This is a genomic window from Streptomonospora sediminis (genome assembly GCF_054778995.1).
This window is the reverse complement of record NZ_BAAGYZ010000080.1, coordinates 36,147-62,166: the sequence shown is the minus strand read 5'-3', so window position 1 is coordinate 62,166 and position 26,020 is coordinate 36,147. Positions and strand designations below refer to the sequence as shown.

General features: G+C 68.6%; 24 protein-coding genes and 1 tRNA gene. 8 read left to right on the top strand and 17 right to left on the bottom strand.

All coding sequences use genetic code 11. The annotated features are described in order from the left end of the window. Window positions 1–19 precede the first annotated feature (19 nt). Window positions 20–3,067 carry an AfsR/SARP family transcriptional regulator gene (locus tag ACYVD5_RS16445; RefSeq protein ID WP_461001925.1) on the top strand — a complete coding sequence of 1,016 codons (3,048 nt, stop codon included), beginning with the start codon at window positions 20–22 and terminating at the stop codon, window positions 3,065–3,067. 94 nt (window positions 3,068–3,161) lie between these two features. Here the strand turns inward: ACYVD5_RS16445 and ACYVD5_RS16440 are convergent, their stop codons facing one another. Further along, window positions 3,162–3,791: a TetR/AcrR family transcriptional regulator gene (locus ACYVD5_RS16440; RefSeq protein ID WP_461001924.1), complete on the bottom strand. Its 630-nt coding sequence runs from the start codon at window positions 3,789–3,791 to the stop codon at window positions 3,162–3,164. Between the two features lie 92 nt (window positions 3,792–3,883). On the opposite strand from ACYVD5_RS16440, the gene ACYVD5_RS16435 reads away from it, so the two are divergent. Together ACYVD5_RS16435 and ACYVD5_RS16430 are read left to right on the top strand one after the other, a co-directional pair. After that, window positions 3,884–4,786 carry an NADPH-dependent F420 reductase gene (locus tag ACYVD5_RS16435; protein ID WP_461001923.1) on the top strand — a complete coding sequence of 301 codons (903 nt, stop codon included), beginning with the start codon at window positions 3,884–3,886 and terminating at the stop codon, window positions 4,784–4,786. Between the two features lie 853 nt (window positions 4,787–5,639). Beyond that, window positions 5,640–5,713 (top strand) — tRNA-Pro (locus ACYVD5_RS16430). 80 nt (window positions 5,714–5,793) lie between these two features. Here ACYVD5_RS16430 and ACYVD5_RS16425 read toward each other — a convergent pair. The 3 genes from ACYVD5_RS16425 to ACYVD5_RS16415 are packed head-to-tail and all read right to left on the bottom strand — an operon-like array spanning window position 5,794 to window position 8,955. Further along, complete coding sequence (locus tag ACYVD5_RS16425) at window positions 5,794–7,041, bottom strand: tyrosine-type recombinase/integrase (protein WP_461001922.1); 1,248 nt, start codon at window positions 7,039–7,041, stop codon at window positions 5,794–5,796. A 28-nt stretch (window positions 7,042–7,069) separates the two neighbouring features. Next, window positions 7,070–7,267, bottom strand: coding sequence for a helix-turn-helix transcriptional regulator (locus ACYVD5_RS16420; protein ID WP_461001921.1), 198 nt, complete (start codon window positions 7,265–7,267; stop codon window positions 7,070–7,072). Further along, a complete protein-coding gene (locus ACYVD5_RS16415) occupies window positions 7,264–8,955 on the bottom strand; it encodes a replication initiator (RefSeq protein WP_461001920.1) in 1,692 nt (563 codons plus the stop codon). Before ACYVD5_RS16415 ends, ACYVD5_RS16420 begins: the two co-directional genes overlap by 4 nt. Before the next feature lie 38 nt (window positions 8,956–8,993). Between ACYVD5_RS16415 and ACYVD5_RS16410 the strand changes: the two genes are divergently transcribed. After that, window positions 8,994–9,188: a hypothetical protein gene (locus tag ACYVD5_RS16410; RefSeq protein WP_461001919.1), complete on the top strand. Its 195-nt coding sequence runs from the start codon at window positions 8,994–8,996 to the stop codon at window positions 9,186–9,188. Here the strand turns inward: ACYVD5_RS16410 and ACYVD5_RS16405 are convergent. The 8 genes from ACYVD5_RS16405 to ACYVD5_RS16370 form a co-directional block, all read right to left on the bottom strand. Beyond that, window positions 9,185–10,612: an FtsK/SpoIIIE domain-containing protein gene (locus tag ACYVD5_RS16405; protein ID WP_461001918.1), complete on the bottom strand. Its 1,428-nt coding sequence runs from the start codon at window positions 10,610–10,612 to the stop codon at window positions 9,185–9,187. The two genes, ACYVD5_RS16410 and ACYVD5_RS16405, sit on opposite strands and share 4 nt — an antisense overlap. Then, the gene (locus ACYVD5_RS16400) at window positions 10,612–10,863 is read right to left on the bottom strand and encodes a hypothetical protein (protein ID WP_461001917.1); all 252 of its coding nucleotides are present in this window, start codon (window positions 10,861–10,863) and stop codon (window positions 10,612–10,614) included. The genes ACYVD5_RS16405 and ACYVD5_RS16400 overlap by 1 nt, the downstream gene beginning before the upstream one ends. A gap of 105 nt (window positions 10,864–10,968) precedes the next feature. Further along, complete coding sequence (locus ACYVD5_RS16395; protein ID WP_461001916.1) at window positions 10,969–11,415, bottom strand: plasmid replication, integration and excision activator; 447 nt, start codon at window positions 11,413–11,415, stop codon at window positions 10,969–10,971. Window positions 11,416–11,538: 123 nt separating this feature from the next. Next, the gene (locus ACYVD5_RS16390) at window positions 11,539–12,360 is read right to left on the bottom strand and encodes an integrase (protein WP_461001915.1); all 822 of its coding nucleotides are present in this window, start codon (window positions 12,358–12,360) and stop codon (window positions 11,539–11,541) included. After that, complete coding sequence (locus tag ACYVD5_RS16385; protein ID WP_461001914.1) at window positions 12,357–13,205, bottom strand: sigma-70 RNA polymerase sigma factor region 4 domain-containing protein; 849 nt, start codon at window positions 13,203–13,205, stop codon at window positions 12,357–12,359. Before ACYVD5_RS16385 ends, ACYVD5_RS16390 begins: the two co-directional genes overlap by 4 nt. Window positions 13,206–13,339: 134 nt before the next feature. Continuing rightward, window positions 13,340–13,738 (bottom strand): ATP-binding protein, encoded by a 399-nt coding sequence (locus tag ACYVD5_RS16380; RefSeq protein ID WP_461001913.1) that lies wholly within the window; start codon window positions 13,736–13,738, stop codon window positions 13,340–13,342. Between the two features lie 87 nt (window positions 13,739–13,825). Continuing rightward, window positions 13,826–14,611: a helix-turn-helix domain-containing protein gene (locus ACYVD5_RS16375; protein WP_461001912.1), complete on the bottom strand. Its 786-nt coding sequence runs from the start codon at window positions 14,609–14,611 to the stop codon at window positions 13,826–13,828. 48 nt (window positions 14,612–14,659) lie between these two features. Continuing rightward, window positions 14,660–15,820, bottom strand: a complete 1,161-nt coding sequence (locus tag ACYVD5_RS16370; RefSeq protein WP_461001911.1) for a hypothetical protein — start codon at window positions 15,818–15,820, stop codon at window positions 14,660–14,662. Between the two features lie 784 nt (window positions 15,821–16,604). Between ACYVD5_RS16370 and ACYVD5_RS16365 the strand changes: the two genes are divergently transcribed. Next, window positions 16,605–17,618: a WD40 repeat domain-containing protein gene (locus ACYVD5_RS16365; protein WP_461001910.1), complete on the top strand. Its 1,014-nt coding sequence runs from the start codon at window positions 16,605–16,607 to the stop codon at window positions 17,616–17,618. Between the two features lie 307 nt (window positions 17,619–17,925). Here ACYVD5_RS16365 and ACYVD5_RS16360 read toward each other — a convergent pair whose 3' ends face one another. Then, a complete protein-coding gene (locus ACYVD5_RS16360) occupies window positions 17,926–18,522 on the bottom strand; it encodes an HD domain-containing protein (RefSeq protein WP_461001909.1) in 597 nt (198 codons plus the stop codon). Between the two features lie 191 nt (window positions 18,523–18,713). Further along, window positions 18,714–19,511 carry an SDR family NAD(P)-dependent oxidoreductase gene (locus ACYVD5_RS16355; RefSeq protein ID WP_461001908.1) on the bottom strand — a complete coding sequence of 266 codons (798 nt, stop codon included), beginning with the start codon at window positions 19,509–19,511 and terminating at the stop codon, window positions 18,714–18,716. A 157-nt stretch (window positions 19,512–19,668) separates the two neighbouring features. Between ACYVD5_RS16355 and ACYVD5_RS16350 the strand changes: the two genes are divergently transcribed. Continuing rightward, window positions 19,669–20,253, top strand: coding sequence for a hypothetical protein (locus tag ACYVD5_RS16350; RefSeq protein WP_461001907.1), 585 nt, complete (start codon window positions 19,669–19,671; stop codon window positions 20,251–20,253). A 133-nt stretch (window positions 20,254–20,386) separates the two neighbouring features. Further along, entirely contained in the window at window positions 20,387–20,776 is a 390-nt protein-coding gene (locus ACYVD5_RS16345) for a VOC family protein (protein WP_461001906.1), read from the top strand. A 40-nt stretch (window positions 20,777–20,816) separates the two neighbouring features. Here the strand turns inward: ACYVD5_RS16345 and ACYVD5_RS16340 are convergent, their stop codons facing one another. Both ACYVD5_RS16340 and ACYVD5_RS16335 read right to left on the bottom strand, forming a co-directional pair. After that, window positions 20,817–21,497 (bottom strand): helix-turn-helix domain-containing protein, encoded by a 681-nt coding sequence (locus tag ACYVD5_RS16340; protein ID WP_461001905.1) that lies wholly within the window; start codon window positions 21,495–21,497, stop codon window positions 20,817–20,819. An 83-nt stretch (window positions 21,498–21,580) separates the two neighbouring features. Continuing rightward, window positions 21,581–22,498: a metallophosphoesterase gene (locus ACYVD5_RS16335; protein WP_461001904.1), complete on the bottom strand. Its 918-nt coding sequence runs from the start codon at window positions 22,496–22,498 to the stop codon at window positions 21,581–21,583. Window positions 22,499–22,688: 190 nt separating this feature from the next. On the opposite strand from ACYVD5_RS16335, the gene ACYVD5_RS16330 reads away from it, so the two are divergent. Then, on the top strand, window positions 22,689–23,171 hold the full coding sequence (locus ACYVD5_RS16330; RefSeq protein ID WP_461001903.1) for a GatB/YqeY domain-containing protein: 483 nt from the start codon (window positions 22,689–22,691) through the stop codon (window positions 23,169–23,171). Between the two features lie 99 nt (window positions 23,172–23,270). On the opposite strand, the gene ACYVD5_RS16325 is transcribed toward ACYVD5_RS16330, so the two are convergent. Then, window positions 23,271–25,655 carry a penicillin-binding protein gene (locus tag ACYVD5_RS16325; RefSeq protein WP_461001972.1) on the bottom strand — a complete coding sequence of 795 codons (2,385 nt, stop codon included), beginning with the start codon at window positions 25,653–25,655 and terminating at the stop codon, window positions 23,271–23,273. Window positions 25,656–26,020: the final 365 nt, after the last annotated feature.

Here is a 26,020-nt window from a genome sequence, read left to right as displayed (position 1 = left end):
CCTTGCTAGAGTGCTGTTCGTGAATTTTGGCGTGCTCGGCCCCATTTCGGCATGGTCGAACGACGGCGACCCGGTTCCCGTCGGCGGTCCGCGGCAGCGGTGTGTGCTGGGTGCGCTCCTGGTTGAACTGGGCAAGGAAGTCACGGTCGAACGTCTGATCGAGTACCTGTGGGACGACGATCCGCCCCGCACCGCCCGTTCCGTCATCCAGGTGCAGATTTCCCACCTACGCAGGGCCTTCCCCGACGTCATCAAGACCACCGCAGGCGGCTACCTGGCAGGAGTCCAGCCGCACGAAGTCGACCTGCACCGCTTCCGCAACCTCGTCGCCCGCGCCAGAGCGGCCGAGGACCCCGCCGAAGAGGTCGTGCTCTGGGACGACGCCCTCGCCTGCTGGCGCGGCCAGCCGTTCTCCGGCACCGGATCCGAGCACCTGTGGCATGCGGTGGCCCGGCCGATGATCGAGGAACGCTGGACCGCATGGACCTCCTGGGCCCAGTGCGCATTCGCGCTGCACCGCTACACCGAGATCATCACGCGCCTCACCCCGCTGGTCCGCGAGGACCCGCTGCGCGAACGGCTCCAGTACTTCCTGATCGCCGCGCTGTACCGCAGCGGGCAGCGGGCCTCTGCGCTGGCCGTGTTCCAGGAATGCCGGGAATACCTGGCCGAGGAACTCGGCGTCGACCCGAGCCCCGAGGTCATGGACCTGCACGGGCAGATCCTCCGCGACACGGAATCGCAGGTGGGGCGTATCGTCGGCGCCGCCGAGGCCCCCGGTTCCGGCGAACCGCCCGCCGCTGAGCAGGACGTCCAGGAGCGCCGGCCGCGCGAGTTCGTCTCGCGCAACGACCTGCCGCGCGACATCCCCGACTTCACGGGTCGCGAGAAGGACCTCGAACGCCTGCTGGCACTGGGCACACGCGACGAAGGCCGAGCCGAGATCGCCGTCATCACCGGCTTGGGCGGGGCGGGCAAGACCACACTGGCCGTCCACGGCGCCCACCGGCTCGCCGACCGCTTTCCCGACGGCCTGCTGTTCACCGACCTCTACGGCTACACGGTCGAGCAGGAGCCGGTCGCCCCCGTCTCGGCACTGGGCAGCCTGCTGCGAGCCATCGGAGTCCAGCCCGACGCCATACCGGAGTCGGTCGAGGAACGGGCGGCCCTGTGGCGGGCCAGCCTGGCGGGGCGCCGGGTACTGATCGTCCTGGACAACGTGGCCAACTTCGCGCAGATCAGTCCGCTGCTGGCGGCGGCCCCGGGTTCATTCACGCTGGTCACGTCGCGGCAAGACCTGCCGGGCCTGAGCGGTGCGCAGTACATCTCGCTGGGCATGCTCAGCGAGGAGGAATCGCTGCGGCTGTGCGCCACCGTCCTCGGGCGCGACCGGGTAGATCAGGAAACCGCGACCGCACGCGAGGTCGTGCGGCTGTGCGGCGGGCTGCCTCTGGCCCTGCGGATCGTGGCCGGGCGCATGCTCAGCCGACCGCGGTGGACCTTCGAGCACGTCCGGCAGCGCCTCAGCGAACACCACCGGATGTTCCGCGAACTCCGCATCGAAGGGCACAGCGTCGGGGCCGTGTTCGAGCTCTCCTACCAGAGCCTGAACGAGGTGCAGCGGCGCGCGTTCCTCACCCTCGGCGTCATGATCGGAGGCACGGTCGACCTGCACGGCGCCGCCGCGCTGCTCGGCTGCGATCCCCCCGAAGCCGACGACCTGCTCCAGGAACTGGTCAGCGTGTGCCTGTTCGAGGAACCCAGCGTCGACCTGTACCGGTTCCACGACCTGCTCGGCTCCTATGCCCGCGAGAAAGCGGCCACCGACCTGCCCGAAGGCGCGGCCGAGGAGGCGCGGCGGCGCCTCGCCGACCACTACCTGGACATGGCCAACCGCGCCGCCGACATGATGGGGCCGCGCAGCCACCACTACGAGATCGACCGCGGCAACTCGTCGCGATACCAGGCCAAGCTCGCCGACCACACCCAGGCCACCGCGTGGTTCGAGCGGCACGAGGACAACCTCGCGTCCGCGGTCGACTTCTACGCCGCCGTGGGTCTGGACGAACAGGCCTGGCAGCTGGCCGACTCGCTGTGGCGGCACTACGCCAACCACGGCCAGACCGAGCTGATGATGTCGACCCAGGAGAAGGCGCTGGCCGCAAGTCGGGCCAACGGCAACGAGCGGGGCAGCGCCGCCACCCTCATCGGCCTGGGCATCGCGCACTGCCTGGCCGGCCGGTTCGCGCACTCCGTCGAACTGCTCAACGAGGCCCGCGACATCCTCGCGACGATCGACGACGAGCGCGGCCAGGCCCGGGTCTACTCCAGCCTGAGCATGGTCTACGAACGCACCGGCAGGTTCCACGACGCCCTGTCGTGTGTGTGGAAGGTCTTCGAGTACGCGGTCTCGGCGGGCGACCGATCGCTGGAGGGTGTGCAGCGCGCCAACCTGGGCGCGATGTACCAGGTGCTGGGCGACAACGACAAGGCGCTGGAGTTCTGCGAGTCCGCGCTGAAAATCAAGAGCGAGGAGGGCCAGTATGAGTCCTCCGCCCAGGTGCTGCGCGTCCTGGGAGAGGTGAGTGCGCAGCAGGGCGACTTGGAACAGGCTTCCTCCTACCTTGCCGAGGCGCTGAACCTCGCCCAGCTCATCGGTTCCCAGCGCGACGAGATCTACATCCGCAACGCGATGGCGGTGGCGCTGCGCCGCAACGGCGACACCACAGCGGCGATCGAATCCCACCAGGCCGCGCTGCAACTCGGCGAGGAGGTCGGCCAGCACAGCGCCGACGCCGAGATCCTGTCGGACCTGGGGGACTCCCACGCTCAGGCCGGCGATTTCCACGCGGCGCAGCGGGCCCAGGAGCAGGCCCTGGCATTGGCGCGCAGCAGGGACGAGCGCCACGTGGAAGGGCGGGCGCTGCTGCGGATCGGACAGCTCCCGCGCGACCTGCTGCCCGCCGACCAGGCGGTCAAGTACCTGGCGGGCGCCGCCAAACTCTTCGCGGACCTGGGCGTGCCGGAGGCCAAGGAGGCGCAGGCGGAGCTGCAGAAACTGGTCTAGTCGGGGCGCGGCTGAGGGGCGCCGTTCCAACGCGCGGCCGTCCCGGGCGGGTGCTGCGGGGGCGGCTGGGCGGCGGCCCCGGCGATCAATCCGATCACTCCGCCGTGTCCGGCATCTCCGGCAGCGGATCGGTGTTGCGGCTGCTCATGCCGTCGAGGGAGAACCGCAATAGGCGGCGCCACCGGCCCGAACGGCCGCCATCCGACGCCAGGACCACCTGGCTCAGGGATGTGAGGAGCAGGGCCAGATCGGCGCTGGTGACATCGGCGCGCAGGACGCCGGCGCTGCGGCAGCGGGCGTGCAACTCAGCCAGGAAAGTGTCGCATTGCCGGACGCATTCGTGGGTGGGGCCGCCGGTGGCGACATAGCACTCGACGAGTGCGCGGTTGCGTGCCTGGTGAGTGAGGGTGTGCTCAAAGAAGCTCGTCAGCGCCTGCCACGGGTCTTCGGTTGCGGCGGCCACTCGGTGGCCTTCGGTGAGCCAGGCCGTGAACTCCCGTTCCATAACCGTGGTGAACAGGTCTTCCTTCGTGGGGAAATGCCGGTAGAGCGTGCCCATGCCGACGCCGCTGCGGCGGGCGATTTCCCGGACGTCGACCGCGCTGCCCTGTTCGGCAAAGACCCCGCCGGCCGCCTCGAGGATGGCGCTGCGGTTGCGCTCGGCATCTGCGCGCCGAGGGCGGTGGGCCGGGACCTGCGCCACCCTGGGCTGATCGGCTTTCACACCACCAGACTACGCCCCGCCCGAGTGGAGCCGGCGGGCTGCGCAGCGGGCCGGCGGCCCACCGCTGCCGCCGCCTGCCAACGCCGGAGCAGATGCTCCGCTTATGCGCTATTCTGCAAGAGGAGCAATTGCTCCGATTTGTTCTGCCCGGCGAGCCTCTGCACAAGCCGACCTACCAAAGAGGCGGAACCGGGTCCGCAATCGCAGGAAGAGAGAGCTCGATGACAACACTCGGCTTTATCGGCAGTGGCAGCATCGGCGCAAAGATCGCCCGGCTCGCAACAACCGCGGGTATCGACGTCGTACTGTCCAACTCCCGCGGCCCCGAGACCCTGGCTCCGACAGTCGCCGAACTCGGCGAACGCGCCCGGGCCGCAACACCCGAAGAGGCGGCCGAAGCGGGTGACCTGGTGGTGCTCAGCGTCCCGCTCGCGGTCCGCCGGCAGCTCCCGGCTGCCGCGCTGGCAGGCAAGACCGTGCTGGACACCAGCAACTACTACCCGTCGTGGCGCGAGGGGTACATCGACATACTCGACTCCGGCAAGATCACCACGAGCGAGCTGGTTCAGGAGCACCTGCCCGGCGCGAACCTCGTCAAGGTGTTCTGCAACATCAGCGACCAGCACATCATCCCGCTGGCCCGACCCGCGGGGTCGGACGAGCGCTCCGCCCTGCCCATCGCCGGCAATGACCTTCAAGCCAAGGCATCGGCTGCGGACCTGATCGACCGCCTCGGCTTCGACACCGTCGATGTCGGCCCGCTGGCCGAAGGCTGGCGGTTCGAGCCTGAGACGACGGCATCCGCAGAGGCGTACTTCACCGACTCCGCGGGCTTCAAGGCCGCCTTGGCCAAAGCCCATGCAGCGATCGCGGCCGGCCGCTCGCCGATGGACGAGAAGTTCGACGACCCGGGTGCGCCACTGCCTGCGCACCGCCTCCGCGCGTTGCTCGACAAGGCATGGCCCGTGCTTACTGCTGACCGCGTGAGTCCCTGAGCCCGACCGGAGTCGTTGAGCCGTTGGTCGGGGTGGGAAGAGGCCAGGGCCGGGGAGATGCGGGGGTGCCGGGGAGGCGAGCGCCGGGGAACCAGGGCGTTTCCGCAGGTCGGTGCAGGCGCACGTTTCACGGGAAACCAGAGGCCCGCCGATGGTCGATGGTGGGCCTGCGGCTGGCCCGCGGTCGGAGCGGTCGTCGGTCGGTAGACGGCCGGAAGTCGGCCGAGGACGCCTCCCCGTCCTCCCCGCTGCCAGAGAGAGGCGAAGGGGCCTCGTCTGCAGAGGCGGGGAGGCTCCCCAGCCGCCGGTCAGCGCCCGCCCGGAGGCGGACCCGCGCCGGCGGTGTTCCACAGCCCCACCGCCGCGGGAGCGGCGCCAAGGTCGATCAGCGCCACCTCGCGGTGGTGCGGGCAGAGATGATCCCCGGTCCCGCGCGCCTGCACACAGCGGGGCGCAGCACACCGGTGTTCCCCCAACCGTGAGCGGAAGGAGCGGATGTGGGAGGTGCAGTGGTGCTCCGCCGGTTCGGTGAACTCGATGCAGTCGCCAACCGAGCACACGCGGGCCCCATTGAGCCACCGCGACAGGCGGACCCACCACGGCACGGCGGCTACAGCGAATCGGGGGTCGGAAACAGGGGCATGGTTCGGGGCTCCCATACCCCCAACGTGCGCCCCGCCCCCACCGGCGGCAACCCCGAAGGCCACACCCGGCCGATTCCTCTAGAGACGTTTCCCCCGCCCCCACCTCCGGTACCCCACCCCCCACCCCCCATCCACCACCCCAGCCCCAACCCCGTCCCAACGCGTGTGCAACCACCTCCACACGTCCGCTAGACTGTTCACGCCGCAATCGGGGTGTAGCGCAGCTTGGTAGCGCGCTTCGTTCGGGACGAAGAGGCCGTGGGTTCAAATCCCGCCACCCCGACAGAAAAACGGGTGTCCACCCAGGTGGGCACCCGTTTTCGTGTGTGCGGGGGTTGTTGGCGCTCAGCGGCCGGTACACATTCAGTGCACATGCTCCGGGGCGGTTGGCGGTGCCGACGCTGAGCGGGCGCGCGCCGCAGCGGCCTTCATCCGCCCGGCGTCCATGGCGTCGGCGACCTCGTCCAGGCGGTCCGGGAAGAGATGGCCGTAGGTGTCGAGCGTCATGGTCGCGGTCGCGTGGCCGAGCATCTGCTGAACCACCTTCACGTCCGCGCCGGCGGCGATGGCCAGCGACGCGGCGGTGTGCCGGAGCTTGTGCGGAGTCAGGCCGATGCTATCGAGGCCCGCGTTCTTGCGTGCGTTGTTGAACTCGCGCATGCGCCAGTTGTGGATGCGCAGCGGCGCACCGCGCTTGGTGGTGAAGACGTAGGCGTCCGGGTCGCGGTTCTCAACCAGCGGCGCCAGTTCGGGCACCAGGGACGCGGGGATGGGCACGGTCCGGCGTTCGCCGGTCTTAGGAACGTCTTCGGTCGTTTCGCCCTTGACCTCGGAGAAGGTGACGGCGACGCGGATGCGCCGCTTGGCAAGGTCGACGCGATGGACGCGCAGCGCCGCCGCTTCACTCCACCGTAGGCCGGTGTAGGCGAGCAGGAGCACGAGCGCGCGGTACACCGCCGAGGCTGCCGACTTCTGGCGGTACTTGGTGCGCAGATCCGCCGCCGCGTTGGCGAGCGTTTCCACCTGGTCATAGGTGAGGTAGACGTGTTCCGCTTCGCTGGCCTTGGGGAGCTTGAGCCCTTGCGCCGGGTTGAACGGGATCCGGCGCGGGACGCACCAGCCGAGGACCATGGAGAGCACAGCGTGCGCGTGCTGAGTCTGGGAAGCGCCCAGGTTGCTGCCGCCCTCGTCGCGCGGCTTCTGAAGCTCGGCGATCCACACGGCGATGTCCTCGCTGTGGATCGCGTCGAGAGGAAGTTCTCCCCACCGGTCGAGTACGTGGTTGTCCAGCAGACTCCGGTACTTCCACCAGGTAGCGCGCTTGATGTCGGTACGTGTCCCTAGCCATTTGTCGGCCATCGCGCCGAGGGTGACCTTGGAGGCGGCGGGGTCGCGGTAGGAACCGGCGTTGAGGCTGGATTCCAGCTCGTTCTGCCGCTTCTCGGCGTCGAGCTTCTTGCGGTAGGTGCCGCCGCTCTTGGGCTTTCCGGCGGGGTCGTAATAGCGGACCTGCCAGCGGGCCGGAGGGGTGCGCTTGGCCGCCTTGGCTTTGTCGACGGCGTCGCGGTACCCCTTGTCGCGCGTGCGGTCGTAGATCCACACCCGAGCCATGCGCTTTTCCTCTTCCCTATCTCTTCCGCTACTGCGAGCGGACCCAGGCGTGGACTTCAGCGGGGACGTAACGCAGGTACCGCCCGACGCGGTGCGAGGGTGGGCCGTCGCCCTTGTAGCGCCACTCGTAGAGCGTCTTCGCCGGGACGCCCAGGAAGCCGGCGGTTTCCCGCACCGACCAGAGCTGCTTGGGGATGCTGTGGCCTTGCGTCGCGGCGGTCGTCATGCGGCCCTTTCCGGAGTTGCCGAAAGATCGTCGGATCGCTGTTGCCGAACGGCGTCGAGCTGGGCGCGGCGTTTGAGCGCTTCGCCGACCGCGCGGAGTAGGCGGTGTTCGCGGGGAGGGACGTCGGGATCGGTCGGGCGTGCCAGCTCCCAGGCGTGGTTGCCGGAGGAGACCGAGGAGAGGGCGGGAGCGGCGTTGTCGCCCTGGCCCTCGTCGGGGTCGGCGTCGGGATCCACGCCCAAGGTGTCGAGAACCCACCGCAGGCGGTCCGCCTTGTGGTCGGCGACGGTCTTCCCGGACCATTTCCGAGACACCAAGACGCGGCGCCCGGCGTACCCGAGGTGTTCGCGCCGGTGTGCTTTAGAGCGGCAGAAGCCCGGAGTCATCCCGGCTTTGGCGTTGTCAGGTTGGATTCCGTAGCGCAGCCAGTTCGCGCACTTCGGCGAGCAGGGTTCGAACCGCAGTGCCTCCACGAGCCGGTCAACGTGGCGGCGTTGGGCGTCGGTGGTGACCTCGTGGCATTCGGCGATGTCCTTGGTCAGGTACTTCGCCAGGTAGCGCACACACCGATCGGCATCCGGACTACCGGCCACCACCCCTTTGGCATCCACTTGGGGGCCGAACCGGACAACGTGCATCGGTTCCGCCGCAGGGTCGGCGTCGAGCGCGTCCAGGGCTTCATCCCAGGTGGGCAGAACTTCCCCGGTTGCCATATCGACATAGCCGCCGATCGACTCCTCCCAGACCGGAAGGTTCTCCCCCGCATAGACCGCCTCGTCGGCCGCAGGCCACCACACCTGGTGATACGTCGCGGCCGCGATCTGGCGCAGCTCGGCACGCGGGATGGTGCCCCGGGTGGCCATGTGCAGGTGCGGCGCCAACCTGCGTTGCGGCTCCACGGTGGCGAAGTACTGCACATCGAAGCCCGCAACGCGGCGCAGGTTCTGCACGAACCGGTCGATGAGCTTGGAGAAGTGCAGCGCATCCCGGGCGGCCCGCGGGTAGTCATACGTCGAGGGATCCACCGGGGTGCCGTCCGACTTCACGCGGCCGTAGGTGTCGCAGGTCAGCGTGACGAACAGCGACGGCCGGAAGGTTTTGCCGGTGGCCGGATCCTCATAGGCACGACCCACGGTGGTCTTGGCCATCTGGCGTTTCGGAAGGTCCGGCGCGTCCTGGCGCCGCCGTGTGGAGCGCACCCGACGCGAGGATGCCGACGAGGAGGAGCCGCGGGAGACCGATCCGCGCATGCCGGACGCGGTGATCTCGGTATCCAGGTCGGCTATCGCGGCGTCGAGGTCGGCCACCTGATCGGGGTCGGCACCGCCGGCCCTCACCAGAGCGTCCCGTTGCGCGGTGACCATGGCCCGCTGTTCCACCCACGCCCGCTGCACCTCGGACGGTTCATCGGGTTCCACGGTCGGGTCTTCTGCGAGGTGCCAGCCCTCTTCGCACTGGCTGCGCCGGATGGAGCGCTTGCGCTTGGCACACGCCGGGCACCGCGATTCCAGCGTGGACCCGCACGGCACGTCCACGATTTCGGTCGCCCCGGTCCCGATGTCGGTACGGCGCAGCGAAACGGGCCGGATGCAGACCCCTTTGTCCGCGGCGATCTGCTCGGCGACCTCGCGGGCAAGCGGTTGGGCTTGGCGTTCGGCCCGGGTGCTTTTGCCGGTGGGAGTCGGCATCACAGGACCGCCTTCCCGCTGGTGGCTAGACTGCCGCGATGAGCAGACGGGCGAACGCGTGGCTGTGCGGCATCGCCGGCGCGCTGATGGCGGCCCTGGCCGTGGTGATGATCGTGCTGGCCGCGACCAGGGGTGAGGCCGCTGTCGCGATGATCGGGGTGTTCATGCTGGTACCGGCCTACCTGATCGTCCGCTCGGGACAGACGCGGGCGTCCACACGCCGCAGGGACTAGCATCCGGAGCCCTCCCTGCCGCAAGCGCCGACCATCACGTCGATGTCGGCATCGGAGACGAACGCGGCCCGCACCCGCACCGGGACCGGGGAGCCCTCCAGCTTCACGAACGCCACCCCCGGCAGCTCGGGATCAATCAGGTGGGCGTTGGCACCGCGGTCCCGGGCACCCTCCCCGAGCACCATGTCCACCTGGGATGCCTCGTCCAGCCGGAGTGCGACCTTGTCCGGGAACAGGTTGCGCAGGTTCATGACCTCTTTTCGGGGATCCTGCAGCGCGGCCAGCACGCAGAACCCCACCGACCGGCCCTGACTCGTGAGGGTGGCGATCGCGTTCTCGGCGCGGCGGCGCACGTCGCGGTCGGGGTGGTAGGCGGTCAGGAACGCGACCTCGTCCAGAACCACCACCGTGAACGGATCCCGCACAGAAGCCACATGCACCCGTTGCGTGCCCGCGTAACGCTGCGCCCGTTCCTGCATCGCCGCAACCGCGGCTTCGAGCAGCTCCACCGCCGATTCCCCATCATCGGCATACCGCGCGAACAGCGCCCGCCCGTAGGACAGCTCCATCCGCTTGGGATCGATCGCCCACACCTGCGCCGTCCCCGCCGCAATCGCCGGGACCATGGCGCGGATCGCCGACCACAGCACCGAGCCTTTGCCCGAGCCCGTGACACCGACCGTCAGGACGTGGGTGGCGTGCAGCCGCAGGTACCACGGTCGGCCGTCCGCACACCGCCCCACGGGCAGCGCCGACAGGTCCGCACCGTCCGCATCATCGGGGATGGGTAGCGCGTCGAGGGGGTCGGCCAGCATGTCCCGCCGGGGAAACTCCAGCACCAGATCCCGCGGCCCGCGCACCTCCACCCGGCACGACGGGGCACCGAACCCGTGCGCCAGCTCCGCCACGCGGTCTTCGAACTCGGCCGAAGCGGTGCCGGCCACCAGCTTCACCCGCACCCGATCGGCCCAGGCGGAGCAGGTCACGCCCCGGATCTGGGGCAGGTACTGCCGCTCAAGGTAGGACTCGGCCAGCCCGGAGACCACCAGCACGGGTTGCCAGTGGCGCCGGTAGACCCAGAACCGGCGCCACGTCGCCAGTACCCGCAGCGCCACATGCGTCGTGAAGGAGTCCGGCCACCGGCGCCACCACACCAGCAGGCCGACATCGATCACCGTCCAGAGCACGGCCAGACCGACCCACCCGAAGGCCGCGTAGGTAGTCGCCGAGGCAGCGACCGCGCCCGCGGTGATGGGGAACTGGATGGGCAGCAGCACCAGCATCCGCAGGAAGCGCCACAGCCACCCGGTGAGGATGAAGAACCCCGGGGTCTCCACAACCGGTGTGGTGAAGCGGATGGTCTGGGCCGGGACCGGGGCGGTCGGTTGGACCTGGGTGGCGCCCGCCTTGGAGTTGTGCAGCATCACCGCTCACCCCCGATCCCGGCATCAGCGCGGGCGGCGGCCAGGTCGGCCCGTGCCTGATCGGCCACCGCGCGGGTTTCGGCGTCGGTGGTCTGGGCGGCGATGCGGTCGAGGATGGACGACTTCCACGCCAGCAGCGCCGCATCCGGGGACGGCCGCCCGGAGTTGAAAGCAGCGTTGCGGTGGGCGCGTAGGGCGTCCATGAACGCGGTGATCTCGCGCATGCTCACCCGCGCAAGCTGATCGGACATACTGGGGACACACCTCTTCCAGGGATTTCACAGGTCTCGCAGGGGGTGAAGGGGCGGCCGACGGTGTTGGCGCACCAGGCCGCCCCGCTTACATGTGCGAGTCGGTCAGCCCGCGTCTTTGCTGCCCGAGGTACCGGCAGCACCAGCAGCAGCGGCGGCGGGAGCCTTGCGTGAAGCCGCACCGGTTCCGCCGGGGGTTTTCACACCGCGCGCCCGCAGCGAGTACGCCACCCGGGGACGGCGCCCGGAGTCGTCCACGTAGGGCACGACCGTCATCGCCTCGAACTCGATCGGCCGAAACGGCAGCCCCGGCACCTCATCGGGCAGGGTCGGACAGTGCTCCGCGGCCACCTTCACCTTCACGCTCTTGGCCTTGCCGCGGGCTTCCGGATCGGCATCGATCACCTCCACCGCCCACAGCGGCAACCCGGTGTTCTTGTCGAGCTGGGGCCGCTTGGTCTCGAAATCGGTGATCGGCTCCACCCCCAGCGCGTAAGCACCGTGCGGGAACACCATCCCGAACTCCGCCGGCAGACCACCCTGAATAGCCATCTCTCAGCCTCTTTCGTTCTTGAGTACCCCCCTAGACAGTGCGAAGTGTCCACGACAGCGAGTGTTGTCTAGGGGTATGGACAGACAGTAGCGCGTTGGTTCAGCGATTGTCTAGGGGGATACTCACGCGTCCGCGCGTCCGTAGACCACGGTCGCGTCATCGTGGCTTTTGCCGCGCGGCCACCGCTGCCCGTCAGGGTCGCTGTCCTCAGCCGTGCGCACCTGGTGAATCAGCGCGGCCGGTCCCTCGTCGGCGAGGGTGTCCAGGGTGGCACGCCAGGTGGCCAGGCCGAAGCGGTCGGCGATTCGACTCGCGCCGTCGCTCAGCAGCGCCAGGGCGGCCACCTCGTCCAGGCGGACACGACCGGTGATCGCCTCGTCGGCAGCGGCAGGGTCGGTGTTGGCGACCCAGAACCCGCCGGGACGGTTGCGGTGCTCGGCCAGCGCGGCGACGTAGTCGCGAAGCGCTTGGGCGTGTTCGGGCGTGCCGGTCGGCAGCGCGTCCATGGGCTTGCGCAGCTCGGCGCCGACCACGGCTTCCCGGTCGTCGGTGATCACCTCGGGCGCGGCGTCGGGCCGGTCGAGGACGAGCACGGAATCCGCGAGCACGAGGTATTCGCAGTCGGCACCGTCCCACCGCAGCGCGACGACGGTGGAGGAAGGCGTATCGGAATGCTTGAGGTCGCACGTGTCGGCGTGGAGCCGGTTCACGCGCTCGATGCTGGCAACCAGCGCACCGGCAAGGCTGTCGCCGGAGGCCAGCGCGCCCAGCAGCAGCCCGCCGAGAGTGTGGGAATACCAGGCAACCCCGTGCACGCACCCGGATTCGGTACCGGGCGGGGTGCCGGCGCCGTCGAGGAGTACGGCCGCGTTGGTGCCCACTGCGGCGAAGTCCTCGTTGGGCCGGTCGGGTTTGGCGGGGTCGGTGGCCAGGAGGAAACTCACGCCTCGTCCTCGTCGTGGCGGTAGAGCGGTGTCGCCATCTCGGTTCTCACGGGCTCGTTGGTGTCGGGGTCGTACTCGGTGCGGATGAGGACCGAGAAGTCGCGGTCGCCGACTTGCCCCCACAGGGTGGCGATGTCGGTGGTCAACCAGTGCGCGACGCCGAGGGAGCCCGCCGGGTGAATACCCGCGATGGCCAGCAGCGAGCCTGCACCGTCGGGCCGGGGGAGACGGCCGAGGTATCCGATGTCGCTGGTAGAGGGCGGTGCCTCGTCGGAACCCGCGTAGTGAAGTTCACCGGTGCGGTTGTCGCGGATGTGCCACGGGCCGCCCTCGTCGCGCTCCCACACGAACACAGGGTCTTTGGCGTAGGTCTGCGCCATCGGTTCTGACATGCGCGGCCCGCACACGACCACCAGGCCCGGCCGGTCGAGATCCACGGCCCCGTCAACGGCCACATGATCGTCCTGGACCGTCAAGTCGTAGGATCGGGCGAGGTCTTCCAGCCGCTTGCCGGTGTTGAGGTCATCGAGGGAGACCGCCGCACGAGGCTTGTCCGGTTCCGGGCGTAGGGGAGTGACGACGGTGACCGTGCCGGAGCCGAAGAACGCGCCTTCCGGTGCGGGACCGGTGTGGCGGATCTGATGGATACGGCCCCGGCTCAGACCGGCCTGTGTGGCGATCTGGGCATAGGACAAGCCTTGCGCATGCAGGTCTTGGATGGTTCGGCGCCGCAGCCGAGACAGGTCGGTGACCTCCTGCTGGGCTTCACTGAGCCGATCGGTCGCCGCGCGCAGCAGCGCGAACGGGTCTTCAATGGCGGCGATGCGCTCATACTCGCTGGACATCGGCCCCCTTCCCTCGTGCGCACTGTTCGCTGGGGAAGAGTCTAGGTCCCTAGACAAAGCGGGCTCTATGACCTGGCCTGATCTCGCGCTGATGGCGTTGAACAACCGGCGCCGCCGGGGCATGCGCGGACCGGTCATGAAGGAACGTCGGCGACCAGCTTCGCCCACACTCGCAGCCCGAAGGGATCCGGATCGAAGCCCCATTCCTTGGACATCGCGGCAACGATGGCCAGCCCGCGCCCGTGATCGTCGCCGATGTCGAGTGACCGGAGCGGGTGCGTGGTGGGCGTGGAGCCTCCGCCGAGGTCGACCACGGCCACGTGCGCCGAGGAGGGTTCGGCATCAACGAAGACGATGAAGGGGCCGCACCATTCGCCGCTAAGGGAGTGCTGAACGGCGTTGGTGGCCAGCTCACTCACAACGAGTTCCGCCGTCTCGGCGAGGGGATGGCCGCCCATCACGGCGCGGGTGAAGGCCCGCGCTTGGGCGACTTCGGCCGGCAGGCCGGGAAACATGCGGGACCAACTGACCATCGCAACCACCACCGTCTAGAGGGCTATACACCGCAGTGATGTGCAGAGTAAGCCACCGACAGCCGGTGATTCAACGAGTTCACTGAATCAATGCGCCAGCTCCTCAAAGTCCCGCCGGATCCGCTCGACCAGCTCCCGCGCCTCGTCCCCGGTCACCGCTACCGCTTCGAGCTGGGCGTAGGTATCGACGTAGGTGGCCACGGCGCCCGGTTCGGTGATGGTCATCTGAGCCGTGAACGTCTCGATCACCACAGCCTCGTCATCGAGGACGGTGAACCCATGCGGAGGCATCACCGGCAGCGGCACCGACCACGGCACGACATCCAGGCGCACGTTCGGAAGCCCGCATGCCCGAGCCACCCGGTCGAGCTGTTCCGGCATGACGGCCCCATCCGCCGGCCACGTCCGAAGTGCGCCCTCGGTTACGACGAACCCAAAGTCACATCCCGCACCGCCGAGGCGATCGACCAGCACCGAGGGGGAAGCGTCGGCCGCCCGCGCGTACTCAGCAGACCTCAGCGCACGCGGAACCATCCCTGCTTGAAACTCCCGCAGCTTGGCTGCGCTCCGCTCCCATCGCCGCGCAGTATCGCTGATGAGCGAGATTCCTGTATCGACCCGTCGATTGCTGAGACCAGAGTAGGCATGCCTTATCCGGGAGCGCAGTGGCTGAAGTCGCCCCTCATCCAGTGGGAGAGCAAGGACTACCTTTTCGACAGTCGATACGTCATCAACACGGTGCCCGTTTTCGATCCGCGAAACGGTTGGCTGAGTGAGTCCGGACCGACGCGCGATCTCGCGGCTGGACCAGCCGACTTCCTTGCGTAGTTGACGGAGTTCCCCGCCAACCGTCCGCAGCGTGATCTCGTCCATACTCAACGTTCTTTACACCATCATTCGAACAAACGTGCTGCGGATCTATCATGCTAAGTAGCTTCTTGCCTTACGCATCTTATGCTCAATCGATTCTTTGGCTAGGATCATCCTTCTAAATGTGCCATGATTGAGAATTATGGCAATTGATGGTATCTCTTCTATGTTGTCATCTAGTACATCCCCAAAATCCATTTCTCCGATTTGGACATCTTGTATGCATGTGGGCTTCTCAACTACAACTATGTTACCCGGGTCGCCCTCGAAGAGCAGGTAGTAATAGAGGTCCTTGTTGTCGTGAGAAATTTCCCGAAAGACTACCCTTGTGCTCTTATTTTGAAATGAGTAAAAATCTCTTTTGCGGTGGTCGAGTAGTCCATCCTCCGTTCCAACTAAAGTCATCTTCGCCTGGGAGGAGAACTCTAGGCAAAGAGGCCTGTCAAAGGAAGGGTCTTGGATGTCGCTTAGAGGGGACACCACCAGAAGATAAGGATCATTGAAGGTAGTATCGTAAATTGAGAAAAAGGATCCTTTCGGTATGGATTCCTGGGGGAGGGCGGATATCCGGCGCTTCATGGCAGCGATCGACTGCCCTTTGGGCCAATCCGCCATGCGTTCGTATATAAGAGACCGCATATGGAATTTAACAGTTATTCCGTCCTTAAAGGGTGGCCAGGCGATCGCCTCACGAACGCCAGCGATGCGGGTCTCCACGCTTGGAGTGTTTATGCCACCATCCACGATCCCCACGAATCCCAACTGATCTCCGGGGTTTAGGAGAAATGGAGGAATCGATAACTTTCCTGAATCCCAAGAATAACTATTGCCTTCCATTTTCAATATTCCGGGCGGATCCATGATGAACGTGCCGCCTAGCAAAAGCGACGGGGTGCCAAAATTGACCAATAGAGGGCCATCGAAATCGCCTGAAGTTATCGGTGCTCGTCCCGTATTTTTCATTCTCAAGAGGCACATCATGGGTAAAATGGTTGTGCGTCCGTCATGTTTGAGTTGAATTTTTTCAGCTAAAATGTCAGGCAGATTTGGTGTTAGCTCAAAAGATTTTCCGGAAAAGTGTAATAGCTTTCTGTGTTTGTGAACTTGCCAGGCAAATATATGGTAGGCGGCGAATATGGCGAGCAACCCTATTGAGGAACTGACAAGAAACTGTCCCACTGCTACCTGCTCACTTTTGCCGAATTGGGCCATACGTGATCAAGGCGACGGCGCTGCGCGCCGTCGCTGCGGCTTGCTGGGGGGCGTGCTCGGGCTGCGGGCTGGCGCCCGGTCCCGAGCACGCCCCCCAGCCGCCATTAGTTCTCTCGTGCATGCGGCGCCGACCCGCGTCGCGTCACGCCAGGCGGCACCATGACTATGGTGACGCCTCACCCCGACAAACCGTTGCCTGTTGCCGGAACTCGGGTTGATGACGTTCTGGGTCCCGAGGCACTCGGTCGCGCGACTCTGTCTGTCTTGGGTGGCCGGCCCCAGCGCGACCAAGCACCTCGGACCGGGACCGTGGTTGCTGCTGCCTGTGGTTGCCGAGTGAGCGGCGTACCGTGGGCGCAGGCGTGCACGCCCCAGCGACCAGCCGACCAGGGCCGCGCTAACTCCCAACCCCCACCCAGCCCGATACACATTCAGTGCACATGGCGTCAGGACACCCCCGGTACCGCCCGGAACCAGTAGGCATCAATCCGCCGCCTGACCAGCCGCGCCACAGCCCCGCCGCAGTCCGCAGCATCCCCCCACTCCACGAAGAGGTCGTGGGTTCGAATCCCGCCACCCCGACAGGTGATCAGGGAGTGTTCTTCCTGGTCAGTATGGCCCTTCAGTAGTTGAACCTACTGGAGGGCCACATTTTTTGGCCCGTGTGCACTGTTCGGGCCCTCGGAACCGGATATCTCGTCGGTCTCACCTGTCGGCTCAGGAAAACGCTTGGGACTGCTTGGTACGGCAGTGCCTGTCAGACCGCGGTACTAGGGTTCCCCGTATGCTCAACCTCCCCGAACCGCTGAGCGGTAAAGTCCCCTCCTCTTGTGCCATGGACCTCGCGGTGGTCAATACACCTGAAGGCCTGCTGCTGGTCTGCCCCGATAAGGCCGGATCCGTTTGGACTTGGGAGCCGCACCGGGACGAGTGGCGCAAGCGCCCGCTGACCTACGCCTTCACCGGCGACCCGGACGCCGCGGCCTACTCTCTTGTTGACAACGAGATCGACCGGGTGGCGGCGGCCGTCGTCGGTGGCCGGGTGTTGCTGGCGGGCGGCGGGGGCGAGCAGGCCGCCGCGCTGTGGGATATGGAGACCGGCGAGCTGCTGCGGAACGCCTTCCACACTGAGTCCTACCTCGCGAATGTCGCGGTGCTGGAGGGCGAGGGCCCGCCGCGATTCGTCGTCGCCCCGCAGTACCACGACGACCTGCGGATCTGGGGAAACGCGAAAGACCCCGCCGCGGAGACCCGGCTTGGCAGCTCCGCCGAGGAGTACCGGTGCCTGGCTACCGCGCGGATCGGCGGGCGGACGTTGGTCGCCGGCGGCTGGTCGGAGGTCAGCGTGTGGGACGTGGACCGTGACGAGAGGGTGGCCGGCTTCAGCCCGGGTGACGAGGCTCGGGCCGCGGCCTTGACCGTGCGCGGCGGCCGCCCCGTCGTCGTCGCGGCAACCGACCCGGTCGGCGAGCTGTACGTGTGGGAGGTCGGCGCCGCCGATGACGAGCAGGACGACGGCCCCGGTGAGCCGCTGTTCGACCCGATGGCCGGGCACGGCACCCGCGTCTTCGCCCTGGACACCGCGCTGGTCGGCGGTCGGCCGATCGCGATGAGCGGCGACCAGCAAGGTGCCCTCGCGGTCTGGGATATCGAGGCCGGTCGCAGGATCGGCGACCCGTTCGCCGCCCACGACGGCGAGGTCACGGCGGTACGCACTACGGAATTGGACGGCCGCCCGGTCGCGTTGACCTCCGGGCGCGACGGCCGCGTGCGCTGCTGGGACCTCTCCGTCCTGTGACCACGGAACGGTCCCGAGAAAACCGGGCCGGGGCGGGTACGACCTCGTCCCGGGAAGGTCGGCCGCCGCCTCATCCCCAGGGGTGATCTCGGTGATCATGCAGTTGTGCCGGGATGCGGTGCCGAATCCCGGCACGACTGCATGATCGTTGCTGTGGCCCCGGGGCTTGGCATACCGGGTGATTCGGGGCCGGGCTCGGTACGGCGCGTGGGGGATGCGCGCCGTACCGGCTGCATCCGACCGGTGATCACCGTTGGCGTATCGGCCTTCCAGCCTCTCGGCGGTCTCCCTGAGCCGCTTGCTCGCGCTACACCACAGCGTGCCCGTAGGCGTCCTGGAATGGCCGCAGGTCCGGCTCGCCGAGTTTTTCCAGGAGGGCCTTGAACCGCAGCACCTTGTCCGCGCCGAACCGCTGGAGGCGGGCGGCGGCGGTGGTGGCGGAGACGAGTACCGGCGGGTCGGATTTGGTGTGGAACTTGTCGGCGAACATCACGAGCTCTTCCGCTGCCGTCTCCGCCAGGTAGTCCTCCTCCGGAATCGGCAGGTGCTGGGCCCGCACGTCCGCGCGGTTGATCCCCACGCCCGTATGGCAGGAGCAGAACCGGCACAGCGCCGCGGGGAACCCCAGGTCGGCGAGGAGGTCGCGGCCAAGCACGCCGTGGCGCACGTATTGGCCGTGGTCGAGGACCCCGGAGGCACCGTAGAGGCGGTACACCCCGATGTCGTGCAGCAGGCTGCCCGCCCGCACCAGTTCGGGGTCGGCCCCGGTCGCGCTACGGGAAAGGAGCTGCTCGGCGATCCCGCACACGATCGTGCAGTGCGTGTGCACGAGGTCGAACGCATGCTGCGTCGGAGCGTATTCGGTGTGCAAGGCCCGGATCTCGGCGTCCGTAGAAATGCGCATGCCCCGAACGTAGCGACCCGGATCGACCGGAACCGCCCGTGCCCAGCGCTCCGGCGGCCCGCGCACCGGATGCGCTGGCCGGGAGCCGGGAGCCGGGAGCCGGCACGGGGGCGCGCCTCGATCCCCGTTCCTACCCGGTCCCGGCCCCGGCCCCACCACCCCGCCCTGCCGCCGGTTCGGCGGCCGCGGGCTCAGATGGTCTTGACCAGGCCGCCGTCGACGCGGTGGTCCGCCCCGGTGATGGCGGCCGCACGCGGCGAGGCCAGGAACAGTGCGAGATCGGCCACCTCGTGCGCTTCGGCGATCCGGCCCAGCGAGATCCCCATGCTCTCGGGCAGCACCCGGTCCAGCACATCGTCGACCGTGGTGCCTGCCTGCTCGGCGAACACATTGGCGGAGCCGCCGTCCTCAGCCGTCCACATCGGGGTGCGCACCGGCCCCGGCGAGACCGTGTTGACCCGGATCCCGCTGGGCGCCAGCTCCTCGGCCAGCGAGCGGCCGATGCTGGTCAGTGCCGCCTTCGCGGCGCTGTAGTGCATGTTCATCGGCATCGGCATGCTGGCGTTGACCGAGCTGATGTTGACGATGGCGGCCCCGTCGCGACCGGTCATCGCCGGGATGGCCGCCCGGGTCGTGCGCACAACCGAGAACAGGTTGATGTCGAAGATCCACTGCCACTCTTCGTCGCCGGTACCGACGAAGCCGTCCGTGAACTTGCCCGCCCCGATGTTGTTGATCAGGATGTCGATGCCGCCGTGCAGCCCGACCGCCGCGTCGACGAGTTCCGCGGGCCCTTCCGCCGTGGCGAGGTCGGTGTGGACGACCGCCACGCCGCCCGACGCCTGCAGTTCGGCCAGTTCCGGTGTTGTGGTGCGGCTGCCCGCGACAACGCGCGCGCCCTGCCGGGCGAGCTCCTGGACGATGGCGAGCCCGATGCCCTTGCTCGCGCCGCTGACGACCGCGACCTTGTCGTTAAGGTTGAGTTCCATACCTGCAATGCTGGCTGCGCGGCCCCGGCCGGTGCTGGCGGAAATCCGCCAACGTACCTGCCGCGGAGACTGCCCCGGTTGCGGGCCGGCAACCGGCGCACCGCCGCATTCTCGGATGCCTAGGGTGTTCGGCCTGCACAGGGGTATACGGGACAGCATGGGAGTCCTACGCAAACAGCTTCAACGCCTGCTCGCAGCCCCGTTCATCGTCGACTCGGTCGAGACCTTGCGCGATCCGCACCCGCGAGCCGAAGCGCTCGCCCCGATGGTGGCCCGGCTGCACTCCTACTGCCCGCAAGTTCCGGACAACCCGGTACTGCTGGTGCGGGTTCAGGCCGCGGCCGGTGTCGGGGCCGGTGCCATGCTGCTGCTCGGCAAGGGCACCCGGGCGGCCTGCGCGGTGATGGCGCTGCAGACGGTGCCGTCGCTGATCGCCGCGTCGCGGGGCAAGGTTTCGGATGCTGCCGGGCGCGACACCGCGGTAAAGGACATCGGCCTGCTCGGCGGGCTGGTGCTCACGGCCACCGAACCTAGGCGCCGTCCGCCCAAGGTCGTCCACGATGCCCGGCACGCGGCCCGCGACGTTCGTAAAACGGTCTCGCGGGCGGGCAGGGCCGCCGGCCGCAAATCGGCGCTGCGGGCGGGCCGTGTGGTCGGCCGCAAAGCTGTCTCCGGTGCGGGCCGCGCCGTCGGCCGCAAGGCGCGCTGCGGGTCCGCGCAGCCCGCACCGGGCGGGCACTGAGCCCGCCCCGCGGCCCCGCCGCGGTCCAGCAGCGCATCCGCGATGCGCCGGGGAGGCGGCGCCGCCTCCCCGGCGCATCGCGGTGTCCGAAAGGTTCAAGACGGCCCGCACCGGCGCCTCTACTGTTGACCGCATGACAGCAGCATTCAGCGCGGTTGGAATCGTCGCGGCCGACATGGGCGCGTCGCTGGCGTTCTACCGCCGCATCGGAGTGGACATCCCAGCCGGGGCCGAAACGCAGCCGCACGTCGAAGTGGAGCTTCCCGGCGGGCTGCGGATCCTGTGGGACACCGTCGAGACGGTGCGGTCCTTTGCCCCCGACTACAAGCCCGGGCCGGGCGGCGGCATGGCACTGGCCTTCGCCTGCGACGGCCCCGGCCACGTGGACGGCCTTTACGCCGACCTGCTCGCCGCCGGATACACCGGGCAGTGCGCCCCCTGGGACGCCGTGTGGGGCCAGCGCTACGCGGTCGTGCACGACCCCGACGGCAACTGGGTCGACCTGTTCGCGCCGCTGCCGTGACCTCCGGCGGACGTTCCGGTGGCGCGCTCTCCGGCTCCGGCTAACCGACCAGCACACTCAGTGGAGCGCCGGCCAGGCCTTTGACCTCGCGGGCGAGGTGGGCCTGGTCGGCGTAGCCCGTGGCGGCCGCGGTTTCGGCGAAGGGGACGCCCTCCCGCGCGGCGGCCAGCGCCCGGTTGAACCGCAGGATGCGGCCCAGGGTCTTGGGTCCGTAGCCGTAGGCCGCGAGGCTCCGCCGGTACAGGCGGCGCGCGCCCAGGCCGGTCTGCTCGGCGGCCCGGGCAACGGTGGCGCCCGAGTCCAGCAGGGCGGCGACGGCGGCCATGGCCGGGTCGGTCCCGGGGCCTTCGCCCAGCCGGACGGCGGCCGCACGTTCCAGCGGCCCGGCTGGGTCGGCGGCCGCAGCGGCCTGTTCGCCGAGGCGGCGGGCCTGCGCAGCCGGCCACACGTCCGCAAGCGCCACGCGGAGGTCGCGTACTTCGTGCGCAGGGATGCCCAGCACGGCGGGTCCGACGGCGGGCGGCAGCCGCAGTCCGACGAGCGTGCGCTCCGGTGCCCACTCGGCGAAGTGCGCCGCGGTATCGGGCCCGGCCACCAGTACGTGCTCACCGGTCCAAATCAGGTCCATGCACCCGTCGGGCACGACCCGCACCCGGCGGTGCTGCGCGGCCGCGCCCGCCCACACCACACCGCCGGCCACCGACGCCCGTTCGCGGTACATGCCCCTATTGTCCCGCGCCCGTGGCCTGCGGGAAACCGGGACCGGGCAGCCGCGGTTGCGGCCGCGCGGAGCCGGGCGCCGGACTACTCCTGGGCCACCAGGTCCAGCAGGGTGGCTTCGGGGCGGCAGCAGAACCGCACCGGTGCGGTCGGGGAGGTGCCCAGGCCGCTCGAGACGTGCAGCCAGGTCCCGGCGTAGCGGTGCAGACCCCAGGCGCGGCGCCGGTCGATGCCGCAGTTGGTGACCACGGTGCCGTAGAAGGGCAGGCAGAGTTGCCCGCCGTGGGTGTGACCGGCGAGCAGCAGTTGGTATCCGTCGGCGGCGAAGCGGTTGAGGTTCGCGGGCTCGGGCGAGTGCAGCACGCCCAGCCGCAGGTCGGCGTCGGTGTCGGCAGTGCCGGCGACCGACTCGTAGCGGTCCAGCCCGATGTGGGAGTCGTGCACGCCCGCAACCGCGATGTCGCGCCGGTCGGCCTTGAGGCGGCCCTTGCTGTTGTTCAGGTCCAGCCACCCGCGGGCGCTCATCGCCGCGCCGAGTTCGCGCCAGGGCAGGTCGGGGACCTTGCGCTTGTTGTAGTCGGCTTGGCTGCTCCGCCACAGGTAGCGCGCCGGATTCTTGAACTGCGGCGAGAACATGTCGTTCGAGCCGTAGACGAATGCGCCGGGGCGGTCGAGCAGCGGGCCCAGTGCCGAGATGAACGGCTCGATGGCATCGGGGTGGGAGATGGAGTCGCCGGTGTTCACGACGAAGTCGGGATCGTACTCGTCGAGCCCGCGCAGCCAGTCGAGCAGCATGCGCCGCCCAGGGGTCAGGTGGGTGTCGGAGATGTGCAGCACCCGCAGCCGCGGGCTGCCCGGGTCGAGCACCGGGACCTCGTAGCGGCGCAGCCGGAACCAGTTGCGCTCGATCACCGACGCGTAGGCGATCCCCGCCACCCCGACGGCACCCGTAACCGCGGCCACCCGGCCGGCGGTCCGCAGCGTCTTCCGCAATGTCGTCACCGTCACCGCACCTCCCGACTTCCGATGGTGTCAGAACTCAGGACCGGATGCGCCCGGTGCGCTGCGCCGAGCGGGTAGCGGCGCGGACCGGTTCCGCCGCACCGCCGGCGGCGGGCTGCGCGGGCCAGGGCAGGCGGGCGCGGTCGGAAACCACTCGCCGGTGCGGTGGGGCGATCGTATGATCACTGGCATGGCCGAACTCAAGGACCGCGTGCAATCCGACCTCACCACCGCGATGAAGGCGCGCGACGACGTGCGTACCCGTACCCTGCGCAGTGTGCTGACCGCCATCTCCAACGAAGAGGTTTCCGGCCAGGAGGCGCGCGAGCTCGGCGACGAGGACGTCGTCAAGCTCATCGCGCGGGAGGCCAAGAAGCGCCGCGAGGCCGCCGAGGCCTTTGAAGAGCGCGGCCGCACCGAGCAGGCGGCGGCCGAGCGGGCCGAGGGCGAGGTGCTAGCCGACTACCTGCCCGCACAACTCGGCGACGACGAGCTGCGCGGCATCGTGGCGGCGGCCATCGCCGAGACCGGTGCCCAGGACGTCAAGGCCATGGGGCAGGTGATGAGGGCGGCGACCCCGCGGGCCGCCGGCCGCGCCGAGGGCAGCCGCATCGCCGCCGAGGTCAAGCGCCAGCTGCTCGCCTCGTCCAGCCAGAGCCAGAACCAGGGCTAGCGGCAGGCGGCCATCGGCTGCAGCAATAAAGGTGGCGGCGGGCGACTTGGTCGCCCACCGCCACCTTTTGCCGGTTACCGCTTTTTACCGGTGGCCGCGCTAGTCGTCGCCGCGGCCCGGCGAGCCGAAGCCCCAGCCGCCTGCGGACGCGCCGCCGTTGCCACCGCCGTTGCCGCCGCCGCCCGACCCCTTGCTCAGGAACACGTTGACGGTGGCGCCTTCGGCCAGCCCGGTGCCGGGCTCGGGGTTGACCGCCCCGACCGTGTCGGCAGGCTCGCCGGAGTCGACCCGGGTGGAGGAGACGTTGGGCTGGAAACCGGCGGCCTCCAGCTCGCTGGTGGCCTCGTTGGCCGACATGCCCAGCACATCCGGGACATCGCCCTCGCCGGTGTTGGCGGCCTCGTTGGCGTTCTCGCCGCCGTCATCGCCGGAAGGCGGCCCGGAGGTGCTGCCGAACTGCGACGGCGGCGAAGGGAAGCTCTTGGCGGGCAGCTCGCTGGTGGCGCCCTCCATGGTCTCCTTCCAGATGGGGCCGGGGATCGTGGAGCCGAAGACCTCGCCGTAGTAGTTGCCGCCGATGGTGACGCCGCGCAGCGGGTAGTTCTGGGGGCCGCGCGGGTCGCCGACGAACACCGTGCCGGCGAGGTTGGGCGTGTAGCCCGCGAACCAGGCGCTGGCCGAACCGTCGGTGGTACCGGTCTTGGCCGCTGCGGGACGCCCGATTCCCAGCCCGTTGGTGGTTCCGCCCTTGAACGTCTGCTGCAGCAGGTAGCTCACGCCATCGGCGACGTCCTTGCTGATGACGCGCTCGCACTCGGACTTGATGTCGATCGTCTTGCCCGCGTGCCCGTCGACGATCTTGGTGATCGGCTTCGGGTCGCAGCGGATCCCGCGCGAGGCGAAGGTCGCGTAGGCGCCGGCCATGGTCAGCGGCGAGACTTCCTCGCTGCCCAGGGTGAACGAGTTGTTCGCCTGGGTCCGCTCGTTGTCGAAGGACGTGCCGTCGGCCCGGTGCACGCCCAGGGACTCGGCCATCTTGATGACGTTGCACAGCCCGACATCGGCCTGGAGGTGGGCGAAGTAGGTGTTCACCGACCCCTTGGTGCCGCTGATCATGTTGTTGGTGCTGCCGCCCTTGGTGTCGCCCGCATTGCTGAGGGTCCAGGGCGCCAACCGGCCGCCGTTGCAGTTGCGCTGGCCCGTGATGGTGGTGGTGTTGCCGGAGCTGTAGGAGGTGCTGAACTCCTTGCCCTGCTTCAGCGCCGCGGCCAGGGTGAACGGCTTGAAGGTCGATCCGGCCTGGAAACCGGTGCTGCCGCCGTGGTTGGCGTCGGTGGCGAAGTTGATCGAGGTCTCGCCGAGGTTGGTCTCGTCGGGGCCGTAGTTGCGGCTCTGGGCCATCGCGCGGATCTCGCCCGTGCCCGGGTCCATGAGGACCTCGGCGGCGACCTTGCGCGACTTGTTCTTGCGCGGCACCCACTTGTCGACGGCCTTCTGCGCGGCCTGCTGCATGTCGGCGTCCAGCGAGGTGTGGATCTTCAGCCCTGCGGTGCGCAGCCAGCGGGCGCGCTCGGTCTCGGACTCGCCGTAGCGCTTGTTCTGCTCGATCTCCTGGACCACGTACTGGCAGAAGAACGGCTGCTTGCTGGGCATGCACCCGTTGCTCGGGGTGTTGACGTCGAGTTCGAGCTCGGCCTTCTTGGCCTCTTCGGCCTCGGCCTTGGTGATCTCGCCGGTGGCGGACATGCGGTTCAGCACCACATCGCGCCGGGCCTTGGCGTCCTCGGGGTTGAGGCGGGGGTTGTAGAGGTGGGGATAGCGCACCGTGCCGGCGAGGGTGGCCGCCTGGGGCAGGCTCAGCTTGTCGGCGGTGACACCGAAGTAGTGCTGGGCCGCAGATTCGGCACCGTAGGCGCCGTCGCCGAAGTAGGCGATGTTCAGGTAGCCCTCGAGGATGTCCTTCTTGGACATCCGCTGCTCGATGGCCACCGCGTAACGCAGCTCGCGGATCTTGCGGCCCAGCGTGGTCTCGCGGGCCTCTTCCTGTTCCGCCTGAGAGGTGGCGCTCTCGATCAGCACGTTCTTCACGTACTGCTGGGTGATCGAGGAGCCGCCCTCGACGTTGCCGCTGATGGTGCGGATCGCGGCGCGGAACGTGCCGGCGATGTCGATGCCGCCGTGCTCATAGAAGGAGGAGTCCTCCATGGCGATCATGGCCTCTTGGAGGACCGGCGCCATGTCCTTGAGCTCGACCACTTCGCGGTTCTGATCGTAGATCTCGGCAATGACCTCGCCGTCGCGGTCGTAGATGACCGATCGCTCGGGGGGAGGCGGAGTCTCCAGTTCGCTAGGCATGTTCAGGAACCCGGTGGCGACGTTTCGCGCGGTGATACCGAGTCCGCCGATGGCGGGCAGCGCCAGCGCCGCCACGAGCACACCGGCAACGATGCCGACACCGAGAAGTTGACCGATTTTCTGCAGCATTGTCCCCTGACCCACCCCATAAGACTACGTGTGAACCGCAACAGGAGGAGCCGCAGGCGCCCGGTGATTCGGACGTTCTGCGCACCGGCGGCATCGGGACCGTTCTCCATTGTGGACGCAACGTCGAGTACTCGGAACCGGCGGCCGAGGAGCCTTCGCGATTACGGATCCGGTGAGGTCGACCTTACGCAATGACCCGATCGGGCTAGATCCGAAATGAGCCTGATGAGGCCTGGCGGAGCCGGAGTGCGGACCGTAGGTTCGTCCACAGCAATCGCGAGGATACGGAGGGCGGCGGCCCCGATGCGCTCCGCGACCGGGTATCCCCTCATCCGGAACGTGGCAGCCACGTCATCCGCCCGCCC

Excerpts from the sequence above, each read along its gene's own strand:
- ACYVD5_RS16435 (WP_461001923.1), top strand. The coding sequence starts at position 3,884 with ATGCTCCGCTTATGCGCTATTCTGCAAGAGGAGCAATTGCTCCGATTT.
- ACYVD5_RS16425 (WP_461001922.1), bottom strand. The coding sequence starts at position 7,041 with ATGGCTCGGGTGTGGATCTACGACCGCACGCGCGACAAGGGGTACCGC.
- ACYVD5_RS16420 (WP_461001921.1), bottom strand. The coding sequence starts at position 7,267 with ATGACGACCGCCGCGACGCAAGGCCACAGCATCCCCAAGCAGCTCTGG.
- ACYVD5_RS16415 (WP_461001920.1), bottom strand. The coding sequence starts at position 8,955 with ATGCCGACTCCCACCGGCAAAAGCACCCGGGCCGAACGCCAAGCCCAA.
- ACYVD5_RS16410 (WP_461001919.1), top strand. The coding sequence starts at position 8,994 with ATGAGCAGACGGGCGAACGCGTGGCTGTGCGGCATCGCCGGCGCGCTG.
- ACYVD5_RS16405 (WP_461001918.1), bottom strand. The coding sequence starts at position 10,612 with ATGCTGCACAACTCCAAGGCGGGCGCCACCCAGGTCCAACCGACCGCC.
- ACYVD5_RS16400 (WP_461001917.1), bottom strand. The coding sequence starts at position 10,863 with ATGTCCGATCAGCTTGCGCGGGTGAGCATGCGCGAGATCACCGCGTTC.
- ACYVD5_RS16395 (WP_461001916.1), bottom strand. The coding sequence starts at position 11,415 with ATGGCTATTCAGGGTGGTCTGCCGGCGGAGTTCGGGATGGTGTTCCCG.
- ACYVD5_RS16385 (WP_461001914.1), bottom strand. The coding sequence starts at position 13,205 with ATGTCCAGCGAGTATGAGCGCATCGCCGCCATTGAAGACCCGTTCGCG.
- ACYVD5_RS16380 (WP_461001913.1), bottom strand. The coding sequence starts at position 13,738 with ATGGTCAGTTGGTCCCGCATGTTTCCCGGCCTGCCGGCCGAAGTCGCC.
- ACYVD5_RS16375 (WP_461001912.1), bottom strand. The coding sequence starts at position 14,611 with ATGGACGAGATCACGCTGCGGACGGTTGGCGGGGAACTCCGTCAACTA.
- ACYVD5_RS16370 (WP_461001911.1), bottom strand. The coding sequence starts at position 15,820 with ATGGCCCAATTCGGCAAAAGTGAGCAGGTAGCAGTGGGACAGTTTCTT.
- ACYVD5_RS16365 (WP_461001910.1), top strand. The coding sequence starts at position 16,605 with ATGCTCAACCTCCCCGAACCGCTGAGCGGTAAAGTCCCCTCCTCTTGT.
- ACYVD5_RS16360 (WP_461001909.1), bottom strand. The coding sequence starts at position 18,522 with ATGCGCATTTCTACGGACGCCGAGATCCGGGCCTTGCACACCGAATAC.
- ACYVD5_RS16355 (WP_461001908.1), bottom strand. The coding sequence starts at position 19,511 with ATGGAACTCAACCTTAACGACAAGGTCGCGGTCGTCAGCGGCGCGAGC.
- ACYVD5_RS16350 (WP_461001907.1), top strand. The coding sequence starts at position 19,669 with ATGGGAGTCCTACGCAAACAGCTTCAACGCCTGCTCGCAGCCCCGTTC.
- ACYVD5_RS16345 (WP_461001906.1), top strand. The coding sequence starts at position 20,387 with ATGACAGCAGCATTCAGCGCGGTTGGAATCGTCGCGGCCGACATGGGC.
- ACYVD5_RS16340 (WP_461001905.1), bottom strand. The coding sequence starts at position 21,497 with ATGTACCGCGAACGGGCGTCGGTGGCCGGCGGTGTGGTGTGGGCGGGC.
- ACYVD5_RS16330 (WP_461001903.1), top strand. The coding sequence starts at position 22,689 with ATGGCCGAACTCAAGGACCGCGTGCAATCCGACCTCACCACCGCGATG.
- ACYVD5_RS16325 (WP_461001972.1), bottom strand. The coding sequence starts at position 25,655 with ATGCTGCAGAAAATCGGTCAACTTCTCGGTGTCGGCATCGTTGCCGGT.